Here is an 18893-nt window from a genome sequence, read left to right on the forward strand (position 1 = left end):
GCCTTAATCAGGCTTTTTCCAGCGTACACAGCAACGGATGCTCATTCTCCTTGGCGTACTCATTTACGTGTGCGACCTTGGTTTCCGCGACTTCGGCGGTATAAACGCCGCATATCGCTTTACCTCTGTAGTGCACCTGGAGCATCAGTTGCGTTGCACGTTCAATATCATAAGAAAAGAACTTTTGCAGAACGTCAATCACAAATTCCATTGGAGTGTAATCGTCGTTGTTTAATATAACTTTATACATAGATGGCGGTTTTACCTCATCCTTTTGCTTATCCGCCGCCAAATGTTCGAAATTTAACCAGTCTTGATTGTTACCCATTGCCTGTTCATCACCTGTGAAGATCGTATTGGAAGCCAAATACATAAACGAGAAGGCCTTCTGCAGAGCCTCACGCTGTTATTCCTGTATTTTACCATCTCTGGCCTCACCTTGCCGCTGCACAAAATGTCTGCGTGCATCAGATAACGCTGGTCGAAAATTAACAAAATATGTCAATAGCGTTACCTGCTTCAAACTTTGGTTATCTGCTCCCCCGCCACAAATGCCGTTTCCTTGACGTCTAACTCTATTCCACTAGAGTGTAAATTCGTGAGCTGAACGGAGTTTAAGCCGGCCTGAACAGACGCTTATCCGCTGTGTTCCGGCCTTCGTGCTCACTCAACTGGCTTTATCTATTTACTACCAGACTAGTCATGAGAGGGATGTAGAAGCATGCAGACGGGTACTGTTAAATGGTTCAATAATGCTAAAGGCTTTGGCTTCATTTGCCCGCAAAATGGCGGTGAAGACATCTTCGCTCACTACTCCACTATCCAGATGGAGGGATACCGGACACTGAAGGCCGGCCAGCAGGTCAATTTCGACGTTCATGAAGGCCCAAAGGGGAATCATGCCAGTCTCATTATCCCGGTGGAAAGTGAAGCGGTCGCCTGACCGGTTCAGCATCACGCATCAGATAACGCTTCAACTGCAAATGCCGGTCAATCACTGACTGGCATTTTCATTTATGGGGGAGAATGCTTCCGGCTTCAAGCCCTCAGCGTGAAAAAAAGTACATTTTTTAGACACCAATTGCTAAGACATGACATATAACGAAGTAAGTCTAAACATAATCTCAACAAATCACGTTCTATTTCTCCCTAATTCACGCCGTTGTACACCCGTTTATTCTTGGCCTGATGAAATAGCCACTACAAAACTCTGGCTTATAACAACAGGTATTTCCATGACTACTTTCGGCTACCCTTCCGTAGAAAAGGCGCCACTTTCCGGCCTTCAGTTAATGAAAGCATTGCTCTCCCGTCAGATAACGCCCGGGCCGTCATGGGAATTACCGCGCTATCGCTTAAAATTCCTTTTCCGCACGCTGATCAATCCGTACAGAACGTTCGGATTACTCAGTTACCTGGCACAACACCCGCAGCGCGACGAGATCCTGACCGCGATGCCAGGCCTGCCGTGTAAATTACACCGGGTATATCAGGCAGCAAATATCACGCAGGAACAGGCAATGAAACGTATCACCGATCATTACGATATGATTGGCCACTGTCTGCCTGAAGCGATTAATCATGGCTATCTGAATAAAAAAACGATGGCCATTGCCACGGTGACCGGCAAAGAAGGACAGCATTTTTCTGTCACTTTTAATGCCATCAGCCGTTTGGATAAAGAAGGGGAAGCCACGCTGACCTTTAATAATCCTCAGGGTGAACCGATTGCGATTGTGACGTTCTCGTTTATCAACTATCAGGACCGTCCGACGCTGTTCATCGGTGCATTGCAGGGACCCCGCGCGCATGTCGATCATCAGGAAATTCAGACTGCGACCAAAGCCTGCCACGGCTTATTCCCTAAACGCCTGGTGATTGAAGCACTGACCACCCTTGCGGATGTGACTGGCATGAAGCAAATCATCGCGGTGGGTAATCACACCCATATCTATGAAAATCCGCGTTACAAAAAACGCAAAGGAATGGTGTTTGCCGATTACGACAGTTTCTGGGAAACCCTGGACGCCAAACCGGGCGATGATGGCTACTTCCACTTACCGTCGCAAATTGCCCACCGCCCGCTGGAAGAAATTGCCAGTAAACGACGCTCGGAATACCGTCGCCGTTACCAGCTGTTAGACGATCTGGAAACGCAGATCCGTCAAACTTTCTCCGGCGGTCATGGTCATCCGGTGCTGACTGAAAACAGCCAGGCTGCTTAATCTGCCCTGCCGCGTGCCAGCCATGCCACGCGGGAAAACATTTGCCGCAACAGCGCAGGGATCGACGAGGTTCCCCTCAGTGACGCCGCAAGTGCCACATCAATCGCCAGATCCGGTTTCGAACTGCGGTGAATCGCTTTATCGATAATTCTTCTCGGCGACATCGGCACATTGGCCGGTATCGCCGCATTTTTGCGATAAACGTCTTCGAAACCGTCACGATACAGGAAATGTTCGATGTCCTGAGTGGGTAACGCTGTCAGACGGTAACGCAGCGTATCGTCGTGGTTTTCAACATTAGCAATCACAGTTGCCGCATATTTGCGCCCTGCCTCGTCACCGTCGACCAGCGCATGCCATTCAATACCCATGTGCCGGGCAAAGCGTAGCAAAGGCTTCAGGCCGCACTGCGCAAACTCGATAACCTTGATCCCTTCCGATTCAAAATGATAGCCGCACTGGCGCGCCAGCTGATTCAGCAGCCAGACTTCGGTTTCGCCTTCCACCAGCAACCAGCACCGGGCGAATAACGACGAGGGGCGGTTAAAGCGGATATGGAAAGCGATGCGGCGGCTGTCTTCCATGCTTAACCCTTCCGGCCCGATGGCGTAAGCCGCGACGCGACCGGACTCACGCACCAGCCGGCATATTTGCTCAACCGGCACCAGCGACAGCAAATCACCGGAATTGGTCGTGGTAATGCGTTGCAATGGCAACTGATCCAGTAATCCCCAGGCCACTGACAACATGATCGGATGCAAACGGGTTTCGGGGTCTTCAATGAGTAACAGCGGCCGTGCATCCGGGTGCAGTACCACCGAGCCTTTGGCCTGTAATAATGTCGAGAACATGCCAAGCAACATCACCCGCATACTGCGGCTGTTGGGTTCGGCAATCATACGATTGATGTTATCCAGTGAACGCCAGGCACGGCGGCTCTCCGCGCGGCCATGACGCTTTTGCTGCCACGGCGCGCTGCTGGAAGTGCCCTGCTCGGCAAAATAATGCTCCAGCAACTGTCGCATCGCCGAAAGGCCGCTGCGCAGCTCGCTGTTTTTCAGGGTCTGCGGACTGTGAACCAACTCGCGCGTCAGTTCATCCAGCTGTTTTGCCAGTTCTTCATTATTGGCTGCCAGCCTTGGTGCCAGTGTTTCACTGCGCAGGCGACGTATAAAGCGGGCATCGCGTAAACGTAATACCGGATTCAGACGGATCAGCGCCTGCGCCAGCGGATCTATTGTCACCAGGTTTAAAGGCTGACCATTCGACGACAGGAAACTGCGCAACGTCATCACACTGCCATCATCGTCCAGTTCACCTTCCAGCCGGTAATAAATACGGTTCAGTTTGTCAGCACATTTAACCCAGAGCGGTGACAGCGGATTAAAACGGGGCGACATGTGATGCCCGGCCTGATTCTCACAAAAGGTAAACACTACGTGCAGATACTGTGATTTAGATTCTTCTTCGCCCGCCGGGAAATAAAAATCCTCCTCCTTAAAGCAATACAGTTTGGGTTCGGGAGAAAGCAGCAAAGTTAACGCATCGAGCAGGCTGGATTTCCCCCAGGCATTCTCGCCGATTAACACCGTGTTGGTCAGAAAGGATTCGGCCTGCCCCTGATGAGAAGAACCGGTGATCGATGCGCCACGTTGCGCGGGCTGCGTCAGCGTCAAAGACAGGCGGTTAATCCCGCGAAAACCGACAATATCAATACGTTCCAGATACATCAGACGCCTCCTGTGCGCTCAAAGCTTTCCTGAGCATGGCGTTAAAAATTGGTTCAGGTCAAGCTCACAACGATATCTCTGTGTGCCAAAGCTGCTTTACAGTCAGATAACTTTTCGTTAGCGTGGCGGGCGGTATTTTCTGTACTGCGCTCTACTCACGGAACCTCACTTTTCAGGGACTTTTGCATCATGTACTCCGGGTTGTTAATTATTCTCCTGCCGCTGATTGCCGGCTATCTCATTCCGCTAAAAAACCGTGCCCTGTTGCATCTTGTAAACCAGTTACTGAGCTGGATGGTGTACGTCATCCTGTTCATTATGGGCGTCAGTCTGGCTTTCCTCGATAACCTCAGCGCGAATTTGGTACTGATTTTCAAATATGCCGCCGTCAGTTTCCTGTGCATCTTCGTGATGAACTATGCCGCGCTGTGGCTGCTGGAACGCCGCAGGCCCTGGAAAACACAGTATAAACAGGAAAAATTACCGTCCCGCATTCATATGGCGCTGGAATCACTGAAACTGTGCGGGGTGGTGGTCGGCGGTTTTGCCCTGGGTCTGACACAATGGCACTGGCTGACTTTCGCGTCGCAGGCCAGTGAAATTGCGCTGTTATTCCTGCTGGCACTGGTCGGTCTGCAACTGCGTAACAGCAGTATGACCCTGCGTCAGATTATCCTGAACCGGCGCGGCATGATGGTGGCGATAGTGGTGGCCCTCAGCGCACTGGCTGGCGGCGCTCTTGCCGCTCTGCTGTTGGGTTTACCACTGAAAACCGGGCTGGCCATCGCCTCCGGTTATGGCTGGTATTCGCTTTCCGGCATCGTCCTGACGGATTCTTTCGGACCGGTGATTGGCAGCGCGGCCTTCTTTAATGATCTGGCCCGCGAACTCTGCGCCATTATGCTGATCCCGACACTGGTGCGCCGCAGCCGTTCGACGGCACTTGGCTTGTGCGGTGCCACATCCATGGACTTTACCCTGCCGGTATTACAGCGCAGTGGCGGGCTGGATATGGTGCCTCCGGCCGTGGTACACGGATTTATCCTCAGCCTGATTGCCCCGGTCTTAATGGCCTTTTTCTCTGCCTGACCCCTGCCCGTCCCGTTGCCGTTGTGCAGCGGGAAACTCCCTCAAAAATTGCGATAAATCAACTCCGCATCACTTTGTCTTAAAAATCCCTTCAATTCTGTCTCAGCCGGTTCTAGGCTTGCATTAAAACAAGCACTTCAAATGCAACTTTAAAAGGACCTCCTTATGTTTTGTGTGCAATGTGAACAAACAGTCCGTACCCCGGCGGGCAATGGTTGCGCGTATGCGCAGGGTATGTGTGGCAAAACGGCAGAAACCTCTGATTTACAAGATTTACTGGTTGCGGTGTTAGAAGGGTTATCCGCCTGGGCACTGACCGCACGAGGCTATGGCATCATCGATGAAGAGATCGACAGCTTCGCGCCCCGCGCTTTTTTCTCCACACTGACCAATGTAAACTTCGATTCTGAGCGTATCGTCGGGTATGCCCGGGAAGCCATTCTTTACCGCGAATCGCTGGCTGTCCGCTGCCGTCTGACGGATCCGCAAGTCACCGTCAGTCACCCCCTCGCCTCACTGGAACTGGTCAGCAATAACCTCAGCGAGCTGCAACAACAGGCCGGGCAATTTGCGCTCAACGGTGACAAAGCGCAGATAGGCGATGACATTCACGGCCTGCGTATGCTGTGTCTGTATGGTCTGAAAGGTGCGGCCGCGTATATGGAACACGCGCATGTTCTGGGTCAGTCTGATACCGCCCTTTACGCCGAATATCATCGTCTGATGGCCTGGCTGGGCACACAACCGTCGGACATGGGCGAACTGCTCGCAAACGCGATGGCTATCGGCAAAATGAACTTTGGCGTGATGGCCATTCTGGATAAAGGCGAAACCGACGCTTACGGACATCCGCAACCAACGGCAGTCAACGTCCGTCCGCTGGCAGGCAAAGCAATTCTGATTTCCGGTCACGACCTGAAAGATTTGCAGATGCTGCTTGAGCAAACTGCCGGCACCGGCATCAACATTTACACTCACGGCGAAATGTTGCCGGCGCACGGTTATCCCGAACTGAAAAAATTCCCGCATCTGGCCGGTAACTATGGCAGCGGCTGGCAAAATCAGCAGGTGGAATTTGCTAAATTCCCCGGTCCTGTCGTCATGACCTCAAACTGTATCATTGACCCGAACGTCGGCAATTATGGCGACCGGATCTGGACCCGCAGCATCGTCGGCTGGCCGGGCGTACAACATCTGGAAGGTGAAGACTTTGCACCGGTGATTGCGCAGGCGTTGCAGCTTGCGGGCTTCCGTTACAGCGAAATTGAGCAGGAAATTACCGTCGGCTTTGGCCGCCAGACATTACTCAGCGCGGCAGACACCGTGATTGATTTGGTTGCCGCCAAAAAACTGCGCCACATCTTCCTGATCGGCGGCTGTGACGGCAGCCGCGGTGAACGCAGCTACTTCACCGATCTGGCACGCAGCGTCCCCCGGGACTGCCTGATCATGACGCTGGCCTGTGGCAAATACCGCTTCAACAAACTGGATTTCGGTACACTTGAAGGCCTGCCTCGCCTGCTGGACGTCGGGCAGTGTAATGATGCTTATTCCGCCATTATTCTGGCCGTGAACCTGGCCGAGAAATTAGGCTGCGGCGTGAACGATTTGCCCCTGAGCCTGGTGCTGTCGTGGTTTGAACAAAAAGCGATCGTGATCCTGCTGACCCTCCTGTCACTGGGCGTAAAAAATATTGCCACCGGCCCGACAGCACCGGCCTTCCTTACCGAAAACCTGCTGACGATCCTGAATGAAAAATTTGGCCTGCGTGCAATTACCTCGGTTGAGCAGGATCTGAAAACCATGTTGCCGGAGTAAGCTGAAATGAATTTTCCCTTATTTCCCGATCAGCCGACCGCATTGTGCCAGAACCGTATGCAGGTATATTCCGTCACGCAGGAAACGCCGGATGTCCGCACGCTGTCGCTGATTAATCACGATGTGTATCCCTATCGTCCCGGCCAGTTTGCACTGGTGAATATTGGTCAGAGTGGCGACATACAGCGTGCCTACACGCTGTCCTCCACGCCGGGCAAGAGCCGTTTTATTCAACTGACGGTACGAAGCATTGAAGGCGGCGAAGGTTCGCAATGGCTGACACAGCAGATAAAAGCCGGTGATTATCTCTGGCTGAGCGATGCGCAGGGGGAATTTACCTGTGACACGGAACAGCCTTTATTACTGCTGGCGGCTGGCTGTGGCGTGACGCCGGTCATGTCGATTACACGCGATATTCTGGCGCATCATCCGGCACAAAGCGTAAAAGTTTTTTACAGCGTGCGCCGTCCGCAGGACATTATCTTTGCCGAAGAGTGGCAGCAACTGGCGGCTAAATATTCACAGCTCAACCTGACTATCCTGGCGGAACATGATGCCGCACCGGGGCACATCGCCGGGCGTCTGAGCAAGGACTTGCTGCACAGTCAGGTGCCGGATATCAGTGAACGCCGGGTAATGATTTGTGGCCCTGCGCCTTATATGCAACTGGCCGGAGAATGGGCAAAAGCACTGGGCACCACGTCAGAAAATATCATTAAGGAACAGTTTCAGGCTGCGGAAACTGAAATATCGGCTGATCAGCAACTGACGCTGACCTGCCTGAAACCCTTACAGAATTACCGCGTACCGGTGGGCTCTGCTTTACTGGCTGCCATGGAACAGCATCATTTACCGGTGACCGCGGCCTGCCGTGCAGGTGTATGCGGCAGTTGTAAAACCCGTATACTTTCCGGTGATTATCAGACGTCCAGCCGCATGACGCTGACCGATGAGGAAGTCGCTCAGGGTTATGTGCTGGCCTGTAGCTGTCAGCTTCAGGGGGACGTCACCCTCGCCTGATCCCCGCACCTGCCGTCTGCCCGTACATGGCTTTTTACAGTCTGCTCGGGCAGATTTACAAATCTTCACCTCCCTCCTCTGTGTATTTTTGTATGGTTTAAGACTGAACATTCAAGGATGTAATCAGTGGACTATGCTTAATCCAGTCTTTTTTATGAAATTCACCGAGGGATATAAAGATGAAGCAGAGCGTAGCGTCATATCTGGCAAAAACTCTTGAAGCCGCAGGCGTAAAAAGGATCTGGGGCGTAACCGGCGATTCCCTGAACGGGCTAAGCGACAGTCTGAACCGCATGGGCACCATCGAATGGCTGGGCACGCGCCATGAAGAAGTGGCCGCCTTTGCCGCCGGTGCCGAAGCGCAAATTACCGGCGAACTGGCGGTTTGCGCCGGTTCCTGCGGGCCCGGTAACCTGCATCTGATCAACGGCCTGTTCGATTGCCATCGCAATCACGTCCCGGTGGTCGCCATTGCCGCACATATCCCGTCGAGTGAAATCGGCAGCGGTTACTTTCAGGAAACCCATCCCACCGAGTTATTCCGTGAATGCAGTCATTACTGCGAACTGATCAGTAATCCCGAGCAACTTCCTCAGGTACTGGCAATCGCCATGCGCAAAGCCATTCTTAACCGTGGTGTCTCAGTCATCGTATTACCGGGGGACGTGGCGCTCAGGCCTGCGCCGGAAGATGCCAAAGTCAGCTGGTATCCGCCCGTCTTGCCAAAAGTGACCCCGCAGCCGGCAGAACTGGAAAAGCTGGCCGGACTGCTGAACGGCGCAACCAACATTACGATGATGTGTGGCAGCGGCTGCGCAGGTGCGCACGACGAAGTGATTAAACTGGCGGAAACCCTGAAAGCGCCGGTGGTGCATGCCCTGCGCGGCAAAGAGCATATCGAGTGGGATAACCCGTACAGTGTTGGTATGACCGGGCTGATAGGTTTTTCTTCCGGTTATCATGCCATGCTTAATGCCGACACATTGATCCTGCTCGGCACGCAATTCCCGTATCGGGCGTTTTATCCGACCGATGCCAAAATCATCCAGATTGATATTAATCCGGGCAGTATCGGCGCACATTGCCATGTGGATATGGCGCTGGTCGGCGACATCAAATCGACCCTCACCGCACTGCTGCCGCAGTTACAGGTGAAAAATGAGCGCAAGTTCCTCGACAAGGCGCTCAGGCATTACGAAGAAGCCCGCAAAGACCTCGACGGGCTGGCGACGCCAAACGACAAGCAGCCGATCCACCCGCAATATCTTGCGCAGCAAATCAGTCGCTTCGCCGCTTCGGACGCGATTTTCACCTGCGACGTCGGCACGCCAACCGTCTGGGCCTGCCGTTACCTGCAAATGAACGGCCAGCGCCGCCTGCTCGGTTCGTTTAACCACGGCTCGATGGCCAATGCCATGCCGCAGGCGATTGGCGCACAGGCCATCGACCGTTCACGGCAAGTGGTTGCGCTGTGCGGTGACGGCGGCTTTGCGATGCTGATGGGCGATTTCCTGACGCTGGCACAGCAGAAACTGCCAGTGAAAATCATCATTTTCAACAACAGCGTACTGGGCTTTGTGGCAATGGAAATGAAATCCGGCGGTTACCTGACGGATGGCACCGAGCTGAAAAATCCGGATTTCGCCGCCATTGCCGAAGCCGCAGGCATCAAAGGCATTCGTGTCGAAAAAGCCTCAGACATCGACACCGCCCTGCAGGATGCGTTCGCTTACGAAGGACCGGTGCTGATTGATGTGATCACCGCCACTGAGGAACTGGCGATGCCACCGCAGATCAAATTTGAGCAGGCCAAAGGCTTCAGCCTGTACATGCTGCGCGCGGTGATCAGCGGTCGCGGCGACGAAGTGATTGAACTGGCAAAAACCAACTGGCTGCGATAACCCCGACAGGGCTATAGTGCATGATTAAATAATCATACCTGCCCCTTAAGGGGCAATTACCAGAAGGAAGCCACGTTGATCGATTTACGCAGTGATACCGTAACCCGCCCCAGTGAAGCGATGCGTCAGGCCATGGCCCGCGCTGAAGTCGGCGATGATGTCTACGGCGATGACCCGACGGTCAACGCTTTGCAGGACATGGCAGCAAAACTGTGCGGTAAAGAAGCCGCGCTGTTTTTACCGACCGGTACGCAGGCCAATCTGGTGGCGTTACTGACGCATTGCCAGCGCGGTGAAGAATATATTGTGGGTCAGAAAGCCCACAACTATATGTACGAAGCGGGTGGCGCTGCGGTGCTTGGCAGCATTCAGCCGCAGCCTCTGGACATGGATGCTGACGGTTCTATCCCGCTGGATAAAGTCGCTGCCGCTATCAAACCGGATGATATCCATTTTGCCCGCACCCGCCTGCTCAGCCTGGAAAACACTCACAGCGGCAAAGTGCTTCCGCTGGATTACCTGCAAAAAGCATTCGCTTTCACCCGCGAAAAAGGGCTGGCATTGCATATCGACGGTGCGCGCATCATGAATGCGGCAGTGGCGCTGAACGTAGAATTGCGTGAGATAACCCAGTATTGCGACACCCTGACCATCTGCCTGTCGAAAGGTCTGGGTGCGCCGATTGGTTCCCTGCTGGTCGGCAGCAAGGAGTACATCGGGCGTGCGAACCGCTGGCGCAAAATGACCGGCGGCGGTATGCGCCAGTCCGGTATTCTGGCCGCAGCGGCGATTTACGCGCTGGAAAATAACGTTGCGCGTCTGAAAGACGACCACGACAATGCACAGTGGCTGGCACAGGAACTGCGTAAAATCGGCGTTGAAATCGCTGAGCCCGGTGCGCAAACCAATGTGTTATACATTAAACAAAGCGCGGAACTGGCAGCCCGAATGGGGCCATGGATGCAGGAACGCGGTGTGATCATCAGTGCGGGACCGGTCACACGGGTGCTGACGCATATCAATATCAGCCGTGAAGATCTGCAAAAAGTCGTGGCGCTGTGGCAGGAATTCCTGCATCAGCACGCCTGACAGTCTGACCGGTTGGCGGCGATGCCTGCCCGGTATCGCCGTACTTTCTGCTTTATCTCCCTTACACTGACCGAGCAAATGGAAATGCCAATCACCACACACACTGGCCGGATCGTCGTTCTCGGTGCCAGCGGGTATATCGGACAACATCTGACGGCACATCTGAGCCGGCAAGGTTTTCAGGTCACAGCAGCCGCGCGTCGTATCGAATGGCTGCAACAGCAAAAATGGCCAAACGTGCGCTGCTGCTTCGCGGATGTCTATCAGAGTAAAACGCTGGCTGCCGCCTTCGAAGGCGCTGACGTACTGGTGTATCTGGTGCATGCCATGGCAGAAGATGATGATTTACTCGAAAAAGAACGGCAGGCGGCACAGCACACCCTTCTTGCACTGAAAGATTCCTCCATTAAGCACATTGTTTATCTCGGCTCGATGCAGCCCGAAGGTAACCATTCTGCGCACTTGCAGGCGAGAAAGCTGACGGGTGATTTACTGCGCATGAGCACGATCCCGGTGACAGAACTGCGTACCGGCATTGTGATTGGTGCGGGTTCTGCTGCCTTTGAAGTCATGCGTGACATGGTATACAACCTGCCGGTGCTGACACCGCCGCGCTGGGTTCGCTCGAAGTCCTCGCCTATCGCACTGGAAAATCTGCTTAATTACCTACAGGGGTTGGTAGCGCAGCCTGCCACAGAGAATCAGATTCTGGAGGCTGCAGGACCGGAATACCTCAGTTATCAGGCGCTGTTTAAACGCTTCATTGCGATGAGCGGTAAACGCCGCTGGCTGATCCCCGTTCCCCTGCCGACATCTTTTGTTTCGGTATATTTTCTCAGCCTGATCACCTCCGTTCCCACGTCGCTGGCAAAAGCGCTGATCCAGGGGCTGAACCACGATCTGCCCGCCGACAGTGAGAAACTGCAAAGGCTGATCCCGCAGACTCTGATCCCCATTGATGAGGCGATCCGCAGTACGCTGGAAAAAGAACAGCAACAAATCATGGATTCGCCGGACTGGGGATACGATCCTGACGCCCGCGCGCGCTGGCGGCCTGGCTACGGTTATTATCCGAAACAGGCGGGATTCACCCTGGAAACGTCGGCGTCAAAAGCGGCATTATGGAAAGTTATTCAGCAAACCGGGGGCGCTGAAGGGTATTTCTATGCCAACGGCTTGTGGAAAACGCGGGCACGGATCGACGATTTACTGGGCGGTGGCGTGACATACGGTCGCCCTGAACGGGATTTCCTGAAACCCGGCGATAAAATTGATGGCTGGAAAGTCATCGGGCTGAAACCGCAGCGGGAACTGGCGTTGTTATTTGGCATGAAGGCACCGGGACTCGGTCGTTTAACCTTCACGATTACCGACAACGGTGAAAGCCGCAGCCTGGATGTGCGTGCATGGTGGCATCCGGCGGGGTTCAGCGGACTGCTTTACTGGTTCAGTATGATGCCCGCTCATCAGTTTATTTTTCGTGGCATGGCAAAACGCATCGCCAGCCTTGCCCGGCAGAAAGACCGTTGCGGACGCTAAAGAGGGTCATTTAATCTGCTTTCAGACACAGCTTTCCCCCTTTCCCATTGCAACCCGCACAATTTCACGAAAGAATGGCACCCTTATTGCTCAGGGGTGCCAGAGCCCCTGACGCTGAAAACTATTTTTCTCTATTTTTGAAGGCATTGGCCTGTATATGAAGGTTTTGGTTACCGGTGCAAGTGGCGGTCTTGGACGAAATGCCGTTGAGTTTCTGCGAAATAAAGGCATCAAAGTCAGGGCGACGGGCCGTAATGCCGCCATGGGCTCGCTTTTGCAGAAAATGGGCGCAGAATTCATTCACGCCGATCTCACCACGCTGGTGTCTGCTCAGGCCAAAGCCCTGCTGGCAGACATCGATACCGTCTGGCACTGCTCAGGGCTGACGTCACCGTGGGGCAGTGAACAGGAATTCGAGCTGGCGAACGTGCGCGCCACACGACGTCTGGGCGAATGGTCCACCGCGTATGGCGTGGAAAACTTCGTGCATATTTCGTCACCGGCCATCTACTTCGATTTTCACCATCACCGCGATATCCAGGAAGACTTTCGCCCCCACCGTTTCGCCAACTCCTTTGCCCGCAGTAAAGCCGCCGGAGAACAGGTGATCCACACGCTGGCGTTGTCTAATCCACACACGCATTTTACGATTCTGCGCCCGCAGGGTATTTTCGGCCCGCATGACAACGTGATGTTGCCGCGTTTACTGCAAATGCTGAAATATGGCGGAACGCTGATGTTGCCTCGCGGCGGTGAAGCGCTGGTGGACATGACCTATGTCGGGAACGCGGTGCATGCCATGTGGCTGGCGACGCAATCACAGGCGACAGAATCTGGCCGCGCATTCAATATCACCAATCAGCAACCGCGTCCGCTGCGTACGCTGGTGAAACAGCTGATGGAAAATCTGGATATCAAATACCGCATCCGTTCAGTGCCGTATCCGCTGCTGGATATGATGGCCCGGGGTATGGAGCACATCAGCAAAAGCTCGCAGAAAGAACCGGTGCTGACGCATTACAGCGTGGCAAAACTGAATTTTGATCTCACGCTCGACACACAGCGTGCGCAGAAAGAACTGGGCTATGTGCCGGTGATTTCACTCGATCAGGGAATAATCCGTACCGCCGACTGGCTGCGTGATCATGGTAAACTTCAGGGGTTGCACGGCATCGGCCCGAAACGCGACTGACCGACATCTTCAGCCGCTGATGTCAGTCGTTCTTATCCGGAAACTGCTGTAATAACGCCCGGACAATCGCTTCGGTTTGAGCATCCGCATTGCCACGATAATCATTCTGGCGGAAATGCATCTGGAATGCCGCAATCACACGACGCTGCTGACGCGGCGTCATATTATCTTCCACTGAATATCCGTACGCTTTCAGCAACGCCAGCAACTGCGCCTGGCCGACAGGTTGCAGCGGATTACGTCCCGCCAGGTACTGATTCACACGCGCCGCATCCGGCCACGCGCCAATACCGCGTTCGGCCATCTCCTGCCATGGAAACAGCGGGCCGGGGTCATCTTTGCGCTGCGGCGCGATATCACTGTGCGCCACCACATTGCGCGGTTCTATCTGATAACGCGCAACAATTTCCTGGCTCAGATTAGCCAGTAAATCGATTTGCCCGGGCGGGAAAGGGTAGAATTTTTTGCCGAGCAAAGCGTTACTGTAGCCTTTGTTCTCCAGTTCTATTCCCACGGACGTATCATTGAGATTGGTTCGCCCGCGCCAGCCGCTGACGCCGGCATGCCAGGCGCGCATATTTTCCGGCACCAGTTGCCACGCCACCGGTTTACCCTCTTCAAGCGGCGGCTGTGCCGGGATCAGGTAATGTGCGCTGACGTGCTCATCTGTAAGCGTATTTAATGCGTTGTTGAAATCTTCCGCCGTGTAATGGATCACCAGAAAACGTATCCGCTGATCCGCGCCCTGCGCCTGTCTCGCCGTTTCCAGCCGGAACGGCGCATCAGCGTTCTGCTGGCCGGCGTGCTGACAACCGGCCAGCATGAACAATGCGGCAGTCAGCAGGCCACGTTTCATACGTCGGCAGATCATTTGCGGTGCACAATCACTGCGGTGCCGGACACGCTGACCATCAGCATGCTGCTGTCTTTGCCCACGGTTTCATAATCAATATCAATACCGACAACCGCATTTGCCCCCCGCTCTTTGGCCTGTTCTTCCAGTTCACGGAAAGCAATCTCACGCGCCTTACGCAGCTCTTTTTCATAAGCGCCGGAACGTCCGCCAACGATATCGCGTACACCCGCGAAGAAATCGCGAAAGATGTTCGCCCCTAAAATCGCTTCGCCCGTGACTACGCCACAATATTCAGCGATGGTGAAACCTTCGAGAGTCGGGGTGGTAGAAATTTGCATGAGTATTCCTTATCAGTTGTCGTCCAGATCCTGGCAATAATGCCATTAATAGCATAAACCCTGCGCGCGCGATCCGGTTATTGCCTGTGACTGTTTTTCTCATCGCCATGCATTAAGCCAAATCGGTTTTATACTGTATGGTAAAGAACGTCATGGTGAAAATGTTCAATCTTTCAGTAAGGAATACAATGAAAAAGAAAACTCTCGTCGCCGTCATCCCGCTGGTACTGATGTTAAGTGCCTGCACCACGGTAGAACCTGCCTATAAGGATATTGGTAGCCGCACCGCACCCTGTGTCGACGGCGGCCCTGACAGCGTTGCCCAGCAATTTTATGATTTTCGCATCAAACAAGGCGGCAGTGGATTACCCAATTCCAGCCAGCTTGCCGCGTACCGCCCTTATCTGAGCACTGCCTTGTATGATGCGCTGCTGAAAGCGCAGTCGCAGCCGAAAGTGGATATCGCCGCCTCACCGAACGAAAAAACCGGTGCTGGCTCAGGTGACGGCGACATTTTCTCCAGCTTGTTTGATGGCCCGACATCGGCCTCCGTTGACAGCGCCTCCAGCATTCCGAATACCGACGCCCGTAACATTCCCCTGCGAGTCACCTTCACGCATGAAAAAGACAAAGGCGCATCGACAAGCTGGAAAGATGAAGTGCTGATGGTCCGTGAGGGTAAATGCTGGACGGTAGATGATGTGCGGTACATGGCAAATCTCGATTTCGCTTCCAGCGGCACACTGCGCCAGGTTTTAGAACATCAGTAATCCCTTCTTTACGTAAAAAAGCGTATGCATCATGTTGGACGGCAATGAATTTCATCGCCGTTCAACATGTACCCTACAATTACGCAACAACATGTTGTGCTAGACTTTGGCATTCCTGCGGCAACACATAATTTTTAAGCCGCGATCGTTGCATAACTATGCTGTGGAAGTTACCATCTGCGGCATCAATGGCTATTCACTATTTGCGCATGAGTATTCAACTAAATAGCATCAACTGCTTCTACGGCGTGCATCAGGCGCTTTTTGACATTCAGCTGGACTGCCCCGCCGGTGAAACTCTGGTTTTACTCGGGCCAAGTGGTGCAGGCAAAAGCTCCCTGTTGCGGGTTCTGAACCTGCTGGAAATGCCGCGTTCGGGTACATTGCAGATCGCCGGTAACACCTTCGATTTCACCCGCAAGCCGGATGAAAAAGCCGTTCGCGAATTGCGTCAGAATGTCGGCATGGTCTTCCAGCAATACAATCTGTGGCCACACCGCACCGTGCTCGACAACTTACTGGAAGCCCCGATACGTGTACTGGGGCTGACAAAAGAGGTCGCGATGCAACGTGCCCAGAAATTGCTGACCCGTCTGCGTCTGACCGATTACGCCGATCGTTTTCCGTTGCATCTTTCCGGTGGCCAGCAACAGCGTGTGGCTATTGCCCGTGCGCTGATGATGGAGCCTCAGGTTCTGCTGTTTGATGAACCGACCGCCGCGCTTGACCCGGAAATCACCGCCCAGATCGTCAGCATTATTCGCGAACTGGCCGGTACCGGCATTACTCAGGTTATCGTGACCCACGAAGTTGAAGTTGCGCGTAAAACCGCCAGCCGCGTGGTGTACATGGAAAATGGCCGCATTGTCGAGCAAGGCGATGCCTCCGTTTTCGCACAGCCGCAAACCAAAGAGTTTGCCAGCTACCTTTCCCACTAAACGGTCTTTCTATCAATATATTGATTGATGTTTCTACGGAGTTTGCGATGAAAAAATTAGTAATTGCCGCGGTTCTGGCTACCGTCAGTTTGTCTGCCAGCGCTGCTGATACCATCCGTTTCGCGATGGAAGCGTCTTATCCTCCGTTTGAGTTTGTAGACTCCAGCAATCAGATCCAGGGCTTTGACGTCGATCTGGCTAATGCCATGTGTAAAGAGATGCAGGCGACCTGTACGTTCACTAATCAGGCATTCGACAGCCTGATCCCAAGCCTGAAGTTCCGCCGTTTTGACGCGGTCATTTCCGGCATGGACATCACGCCTGAACGTCAGAAACAAGTGGCTTTCACCAACCCGTACTATGACAACTCTGCGATTTTCATCGCCCATTCTGGTCAGTTCACTGACGTTGCAGCACTCAAAGGCAAACGTGTCGGTATGCAAAACGGCACGACTCATCAGAAATACCTGATGGATAAGCACCCTGAAATCACTGCTGTTCCTTACGACAGCTATCAGAATGCCGTGCTGGATCTGAAAAATGGTCGTCTGGACGCCGTATTTGGTGACACCGCCGTGGTGAACGAATGGCTGAAACAAAACAAAAATCTGGCCGCTGTGGGTGACAAAATCACTGACCCGACCTACTTCGGTACCGGCCTGGGTGTTGCGGTTCGTCAGAACAATACGGAATTGCTGACTAAACTGAATGATGCTCTGGCAAAAGTGAAAGCAGACGGCACTTACAAGACGCTGTATTCAAAATGGTTCCAGCAATAAGTTTGCCTATCAATGACTGAATTCCAACCTTTAGCAAGCGCCGCCGGGATGACCGTCGGCCTTGCCGTTTGTGCGCTGATCCTCGGCCTGGTGCTGGCGATGATCTTCGCCGTCTGGGAATCCGCGCCGTGGAAGCCGCTTAGCTGGCTCGGCACCGCGTGGGTAACCGTGCTGCGCGGTCTGCCGGAAATCCTGGTGGTGCTGTTCATCTATTTTGGTTCCTCGCAACTGCTGATGGTGCTGGCTGACGGCTTTAATATCAATCTCGGCCTGTTCGCTATTCCGGTCAAACTGCCCATCGAGAACTTTGAAGTCAGCCCGTTTGTGTGCGGGGTGATCGCGCTTTCTTTGCTGTATTCGGCTTACGCTTCACAGACTCTGCGCGGTGCACTGAAAGCCGTACCGCAAGGACAATGGGAATCCGGTCAGGTACTGGGCATGAAAAAATCGGCGATTTTCTTCCGTCTGATCATGCCGCAGATGTGGCGCCATGCGTTGCCGGGGCTGAGTAATCAGTGGCTGGTTCTGCTTAAAGATACCGCGCTGGTGTCGCTTATCAGCGTCAATGATCTGATGCTGCAAACCAAAAGCATTGCCACCCGCACGCAGGAGCCGTTTACCTGGTATGTGATTGCGGCGTGTATTTATCTGCTTGTCACCCTGTTCAGCCAGTTCGTGATTAAACGCATCGAACTGCGTACCACACGCTTTGAACGGAGTGCTTCCTGATGTGGGAATATTTACCTGAAGTTCTGAAAGGCTTGCACACCAGCCTGACGCTGACCGTGGCTGCGCTGCTTGTGGCGCTGCTGCTGGCGATGATTTTCACCGTTATGCTGACGCTGAAAGTGCAGATTGCCAGCCAGATCGTCAAAGGTTACATCACGCTGTTTACCGGTACACCGTTGCTGGTGCAGATCTTCCTTATCTATTATGGTCCGGGTCAGTTTCCATCGATCCGGGAGATTCCCTGGTTATGGGAGGTGCTGTCGCAGCCGTGGCTTTGTGCGATGTTTGCGCTGGCGCTGAACAGCGCGGCGTATACCACACAGCTGTTTACGGGTGCGGTACGTGCCATTCCGTCTGGTCAGTGGCAATCCTGCGAAGCGCTGGGCATGTCTAAACCACAGACCCTGCGCATTCTGTTGCCTTATGCCTTTAAGCGCGCTTTGTCGTCATATTCTAACGAAGTGGTGCTGGTGTTTAAAAGTACCTCGCTGGCCTACACCATTACGCTGATGGATGTGATGGGCCACAGTCAGCTGATGTACGGGCGGACCTATGACGTGATGGTGTTCGGCGCCGCGGGGGTGGTTTATCTTTGTGTGAACGGGTTGCTGACCCTGATGATGCGCCTGATTGAGCGTCGCGCCCTGGCGTTTGAACGTCGCAACTGATACTGATAGCCAGATAGCACTCTGCAGGGACGAGAAATCGTCCCTTTTTTGTGTCTGAAAACCAGCCTCATTCGATTTTTATAGTTTTTTAATCAATTATATTGCATATAAATTCATTTAATGGCACTTTATCAGACGGTCTCACTTCCTGCCAGTTGCCAGATTAGAGTAATAAAATCAGTAAACTGTACCAAGAAGGGAATGTCATTTTT

At 53.5% G+C, this 18893-nt stretch carries 18 protein-coding genes; 14 read left to right on the forward strand and 4 right to left on the reverse strand.

Annotated features, from left to right (window positions below; all coding sequences use genetic code 11):
• Positions 1–7 precede the first annotated feature (7 nt).
• The gene (clpS, locus tag ACOZIO_RS06265; RefSeq protein ID WP_013574769.1) at positions 8–328 is read right to left on the reverse strand and encodes an ATP-dependent Clp protease adapter ClpS; all 321 of its coding nucleotides are present in this window, start codon (positions 326–328) and stop codon (positions 8–10) included.
• 393 nt (positions 329–721) lie between these two features.
• Between clpS and cspD the strand changes: the two genes are divergently transcribed.
• Both cspD and ACOZIO_RS06275 read left to right on the forward strand, forming a co-directional pair.
• Complete coding sequence (gene cspD / locus ACOZIO_RS06270) at positions 722–943, forward strand: cold shock-like protein CspD (protein WP_015696601.1); 222 nt, start codon at positions 722–724, stop codon at positions 941–943.
• A gap of 292 nt (positions 944–1235) precedes the next feature.
• On the forward strand, positions 1236–2225 hold the full coding sequence (locus ACOZIO_RS06275) for a VirK/YbjX family protein (RefSeq protein ID WP_129952471.1): 990 nt from the start codon (positions 1236–1238) through the stop codon (positions 2223–2225).
• Here the strand turns inward: ACOZIO_RS06275 and ACOZIO_RS06280 are convergent.
• Positions 2222–3955: an ATP-dependent endonuclease gene (locus ACOZIO_RS06280; protein ID WP_129952470.1), complete on the reverse strand. Its 1734-nt coding sequence runs from the start codon at positions 3953–3955 to the stop codon at positions 2222–2224. The genes ACOZIO_RS06275 and ACOZIO_RS06280 overlap by 4 nt on opposite strands.
• Positions 3956–4144: 189 nt before the next feature.
• Between ACOZIO_RS06280 and ACOZIO_RS06285 the strand changes: the two genes are divergently transcribed.
• From ACOZIO_RS06285 to ACOZIO_RS06315, 7 genes are all read left to right on the forward strand, one after another.
• Positions 4145–5044 carry a lysine exporter LysO family protein gene (locus ACOZIO_RS06285; protein ID WP_129952469.1) on the forward strand — a complete coding sequence of 300 codons (900 nt, stop codon included), beginning with the start codon at positions 4145–4147 and terminating at the stop codon, positions 5042–5044.
• A gap of 165 nt (positions 5045–5209) precedes the next feature.
• Complete coding sequence (hcp, locus tag ACOZIO_RS06290; protein WP_129952468.1) at positions 5210–6862, forward strand: hydroxylamine reductase; 1653 nt, start codon at positions 5210–5212, stop codon at positions 6860–6862.
• Positions 6863–6868: 6 nt separating this feature from the next.
• On the forward strand, positions 6869–7882 hold the full coding sequence (gene hcr, locus ACOZIO_RS06295) for an NADH oxidoreductase (protein WP_421595113.1): 1014 nt from the start codon (positions 6869–6871) through the stop codon (positions 7880–7882).
• 179 nt (positions 7883–8061) lie between these two features.
• A complete protein-coding gene (gene poxB / locus ACOZIO_RS06300; RefSeq protein WP_129952466.1) occupies positions 8062–9783 on the forward strand; it encodes a ubiquinone-dependent pyruvate dehydrogenase in 1722 nt (573 codons plus the stop codon).
• Between the two features lie 75 nt (positions 9784–9858).
• Positions 9859–10872, forward strand: coding sequence for a low-specificity L-threonine aldolase (gene ltaE / locus ACOZIO_RS06305; RefSeq protein WP_129991232.1), 1014 nt, complete (start codon positions 9859–9861; stop codon positions 10870–10872).
• An 84-nt stretch (positions 10873–10956) separates the two neighbouring features.
• Complete coding sequence (locus ACOZIO_RS06310; protein ID WP_129952783.1) at positions 10957–12411, forward strand: DUF2867 domain-containing protein; 1455 nt, start codon at positions 10957–10959, stop codon at positions 12409–12411.
• Between the two features lie 157 nt (positions 12412–12568).
• The gene (locus ACOZIO_RS06315) at positions 12569–13603 is read left to right on the forward strand and encodes an NAD-dependent epimerase/dehydratase family protein (RefSeq protein ID WP_129952464.1); all 1035 of its coding nucleotides are present in this window, start codon (positions 12569–12571) and stop codon (positions 13601–13603) included.
• A gap of 22 nt (positions 13604–13625) precedes the next feature.
• Here the strand turns inward: ACOZIO_RS06315 and ACOZIO_RS06320 are convergent, their stop codons facing one another.
• Both ACOZIO_RS06320 and ACOZIO_RS06325 read right to left on the reverse strand, forming a co-directional pair.
• Positions 13626–14459 (reverse strand): N-acetylmuramoyl-L-alanine amidase, encoded by an 834-nt coding sequence (locus ACOZIO_RS06320; protein WP_165383712.1) that lies wholly within the window; start codon positions 14457–14459, stop codon positions 13626–13628.
• Between the two features lie 11 nt (positions 14460–14470).
• Positions 14471–14797, reverse strand: coding sequence for a heavy metal-binding domain-containing protein (locus ACOZIO_RS06325; RefSeq protein WP_013574757.1), 327 nt, complete (start codon positions 14795–14797; stop codon positions 14471–14473).
• A gap of 188 nt (positions 14798–14985) precedes the next feature.
• On the opposite strand from ACOZIO_RS06325, the gene ACOZIO_RS06330 reads away from it, so the two are divergent.
• The 5 genes from ACOZIO_RS06330 to artM all read left to right on the forward strand — a co-directional run bounded on the left by ACOZIO_RS06330 (position 14986) and on the right by artM (position 18681).
• Positions 14986–15567 (forward strand): lipoprotein, encoded by a 582-nt coding sequence (locus tag ACOZIO_RS06330; RefSeq protein WP_129952462.1) that lies wholly within the window; start codon positions 14986–14988, stop codon positions 15565–15567.
• A gap of 209 nt (positions 15568–15776) precedes the next feature.
• The gene (gene artP / locus ACOZIO_RS06335) at positions 15777–16505 is read left to right on the forward strand and encodes an arginine ABC transporter ATP-binding protein ArtP (RefSeq protein ID WP_129952782.1); all 729 of its coding nucleotides are present in this window, start codon (positions 15777–15779) and stop codon (positions 16503–16505) included.
• 47 nt (positions 16506–16552) lie between these two features.
• The gene (gene artJ / locus ACOZIO_RS06340; RefSeq protein WP_013574754.1) at positions 16553–17284 is read left to right on the forward strand and encodes an arginine ABC transporter substrate-binding protein; all 732 of its coding nucleotides are present in this window, start codon (positions 16553–16555) and stop codon (positions 17282–17284) included.
• 12 nt (positions 17285–17296) lie between these two features.
• Positions 17297–18013, forward strand: a complete 717-nt coding sequence (gene artQ, locus ACOZIO_RS06345; protein WP_129952461.1) for an arginine ABC transporter permease ArtQ — start codon at positions 17297–17299, stop codon at positions 18011–18013.
• Positions 18013–18681, forward strand: coding sequence for an arginine ABC transporter permease ArtM (artM, locus tag ACOZIO_RS06350; RefSeq protein WP_129952460.1), 669 nt, complete (start codon positions 18013–18015; stop codon positions 18679–18681). Before artQ ends, artM begins: the two co-directional genes overlap by 1 nt.
• The last annotated feature ends 212 nt before the right edge of the window (positions 18682–18893 follow it).

Source organism: Rahnella sp. PD4, assembly GCF_049199325.1.
Classification (GTDB): Bacteria; Pseudomonadota; Gammaproteobacteria; order Enterobacterales; family Enterobacteriaceae; genus Rahnella; species Rahnella perminowiae.